Origin of the sequence: Fluviicola sp. (assembly GCF_030151805.1) — a bacterium.
Lineage (GTDB): Bacteria > Bacteroidota > Bacteroidia > Flavobacteriales_D > Crocinitomicaceae > Fluviicola.
Genome location: NZ_JASLCN010000043.1, coordinates 1 through 2,804, shown reverse-complemented (window position 1 = coordinate 2,804; position 2,804 = coordinate 1). Strand labels below are relative to the sequence as shown.

The window sequence follows — 2,804 nt, the reverse complement described above, 5'->3', positions numbered from 1 at the left end:
ACAATGTGACTCAACAAAGAAGAATGATCATTCAAATCCTTTTCCTGAACAGTATGCACAGTTTGGAGCTGGATCATGTGGATCAGTAATTCCTGTAATGCAATATCGGCAAGTACGTCTTTTGTCAGATTATTACTCATACAAACCTGGATCAGTTTGTTAATAGTCGTTGCCATTTCCTGATTATTATAAAAAAAGTAATCGGAATGATTCAAACGCCAGAAATCGTTACTTCCTTCTTTCGGATAACGCTCATTGAGAAAGTGCAAAGTATCTTCTATTTTTTGATGGTCGATAGCCAAAGCCAGACATTGAGTCGGATTTTCAAAACTTGCTTCCGGAAAATCAATTTTCATTTCGACCTGGGAAGGAACGATGACTGTTTCTCCCGGAAAGTAATCGAATTCAGGATCATCAAACAAATGCATGACCTTTTTTCCGCGCAACATACTTGTAACTACCAAGTCATTAAATTTAAGAGGAACCAGGTGCGATTCCTGGTAGGTTTCAAATAAGTTCAGTTCGCAGTAATTCAAGGTATGGACCGTTCTGTTTTCAACCAGCGTTTTCAACGAAGATTCACGCGTCAACTGCGGAGTATGCAATTTTTGTCCTGAAGTTCTCATAGTTTCAATTAGCTCTTCAAGTTAATCATTTTCAATGAAAAAAGAACTAAAGTCTATACAAATATGAGCAGGTTTTCTTCCTCCTTTGTCTCTCCTACCAAGGAGAAATCTGAATTCCACTTTAGAAAAGTCATTTTTTCTCCGATAAATCAAACTCAACCGTTCATCAATCCGCCTGTATGAATGAAAATAATTGTCTGAGGAACTTCAAAACTCTGAACTTTCAACCATTCCATCAATGCATAAAATGCTTTTCCGGTGTAAATCTTGTCAAGTGGCAGGTCGTACTCTTTTTGGCAATCATTGATGAAATTCAGTAATGCATCGTTCCATTTTCCATAACCTCCGAAATGAGCTTCCGAATGCACTACTACCCGGTTCAGATTTTCGGCAATCAACTCTTCATCTACTAAAAACGGAAAAAGCTGCTTCTTCATTTCTGCTTTCGAATCAAAGCCTTTCAAAGCAGGAACGACATGAATCGTTGTATTTCCATTTCCCCCGACCAATAATCCGCAACTGGTGGTTGTAGTTCCCTGCGCCACGAATAAATGATCCACTTGGTCCGGAAGTTCTTTCCAGATTTCCTGACAGCCTACCATTCCGTAATAATTGCTTCCACCTTCCGGGACCAGAAGGTAAAACGGATATTCTTCTTTCCAGGTTTCCTGGGAGATTTTTTCGTTTCTGGAATCGTATTCTTCTCGTGAGACGAACTTTAATTCCATTCCCAATGCTGAACAGCGTTTGAGGTTTTCATTGCTGTTCGCATTCAATTCTTCCCCGCGAACCATTCCAATGGATTTCAATCCGGATAAATTGCAAGCAGCCGCAGTTGCCAACAGATGGTTGGAATAAGCACCGCCGAAGGTCAGGATTCCATCTTTCTTTTGAAATTGTACCAATTCAATGTTGTACTTCAGCTTTCTCCATTTGTTCCCCGAAACCTCCTGATGGATCAGGTCATCCCGTTTAACCAATAAACGTACGTTCCTGAACCCGGCGCCAAGGTTAATTTCCTGTAAAATGGATTTGGAAGTATCAAACAGCTCCATGAAATATGTAATTTTGCATTATGAATGATGATTTTCGTCCGCTTCCCAAAAATAACGGTTTAGAACCGGATGATTTCTATTACACTCCGGAAGGATATATTGTTTTTACCGAAAAGTATCATTTGAAGCGTGGGCACTGTTGTAAAAGCGGGTGCAGACATTGCCCGTATGGATATGACCGAAAAACGGATTCTTTCAAGAAATAAACAAGACTTTTTTCCGGCTCTGTCGTAATTTCCCAATATTACGACAGGATTCAATAAAAACTTCAAACAACAATATTTAAGTCTTTAAAAACAAGTTAATTAGAATACAAGTATTTCTAAAATAAAATTGCTCATTACAACATTAGCCAACATACTCCTCAAACAAGCGCTCCACTTCTTTTTGTAAATCGTTTGCTTTCCCCGGATGCGGACGGGAAGTTTGAATAATAGAACTTCGCACAGCTGTCAGCCAGCGAAAACGTTCAGGTAGTTCTTCACAGGCAATAGGCCCGCCTTCTTTTGCCCCGACACTGATCAGCTCAAACGCTTTCAGATTCGATTTCACTTGCTCAATATCCAATTCACATTTAAACAGGGCCAAACGTTCTTCCGGAAGAGCAATTTTAGTTTGAATGAATTTTTCTTTTTTCGAAAACAGGATAATGCCCACATTGATAAATTCTTCCCGTTCTACCTGAGGTACCAACCGGATAACTGCGTACTCATATAAGAACATTGCGTGCATTTTTAGCTTCGTTTACAAAATTGTCGGAATGAGTCAGTCTCAAATTCAAAAACTGCTTGTAAACAGCTCTGATCTCATCCGGAGTTGCATCCAGGTCTTCCCAAATCAACCAGGAATCCGGAATGGCATCAACCAAACGATTCAGATTTCCTTCATTCAGTTTGGATTTACAAAAAGTATTCGCTTCGTCCATTTTCGAGGCCTGAGGCAACAAAACATGATCTTTTACATAAACGAAATTACTCACGGCTGTTTTCTCCCAATTCTCCCAGGTATGATGAAAATAGAATGCTGCACCGTGGTCGATCAGCCACAACTCTTTCTTCCAGATCAACATATTCGTATTGCGAAAAGTGCGGTCGATATTGGTGATAAAAGCATCCAGCCAAAC

General features: G+C 39.8%; 4 protein-coding genes and 1 pseudogene. 1 reads left to right on the top strand and 4 read right to left on the bottom strand.

Features of this window, described 5'->3' with window-relative positions:
• The coding region (locus tag Q1V93_RS01595; RefSeq protein ID WP_300660558.1) for an AraC family transcriptional regulator at nt 1–626 on the bottom strand (626 nt) is incomplete at its 3' end.
• A 155-nt stretch (nt 627–781) separates the two neighbouring features.
• Nucleotides 782–1,681 carry a pyridoxal-phosphate dependent enzyme gene (locus tag Q1V93_RS01590; protein WP_300660555.1) on the bottom strand — a complete coding sequence of 300 codons (900 nt, stop codon included), beginning with the start codon at nt 1,679–1,681 and terminating at the stop codon, nt 782–784.
• A gap of 20 nt (nt 1,682–1,701) precedes the next feature.
• Between Q1V93_RS01590 and Q1V93_RS01585 the strand changes: the two genes are divergently transcribed.
• Complete coding sequence (locus Q1V93_RS01585; protein ID WP_300660552.1) at nt 1,702–1,887, top strand: DUF5522 domain-containing protein; 186 nt, start codon at nt 1,702–1,704, stop codon at nt 1,885–1,887.
• A 142-nt stretch (nt 1,888–2,029) separates the two neighbouring features.
• Here the strand turns inward: Q1V93_RS01585 and Q1V93_RS01580 are convergent, their stop codons facing one another.
• Together Q1V93_RS01580 and Q1V93_RS01575 are read right to left on the bottom strand one after the other, a co-directional pair.
• Nucleotides 2,030–2,404, bottom strand: a complete 375-nt coding sequence (locus Q1V93_RS01580) for a DUF3037 domain-containing protein (RefSeq protein ID WP_300660549.1) — start codon at nt 2,402–2,404, stop codon at nt 2,030–2,032.
• Nucleotides 2,391–2,804 (bottom strand): annotated as a pseudogene (locus Q1V93_RS01575) (aminotransferase class I and II); the annotation flags it as partial. The pseudogene Q1V93_RS01575 and the gene Q1V93_RS01580, both read right to left, overlap by 14 nt.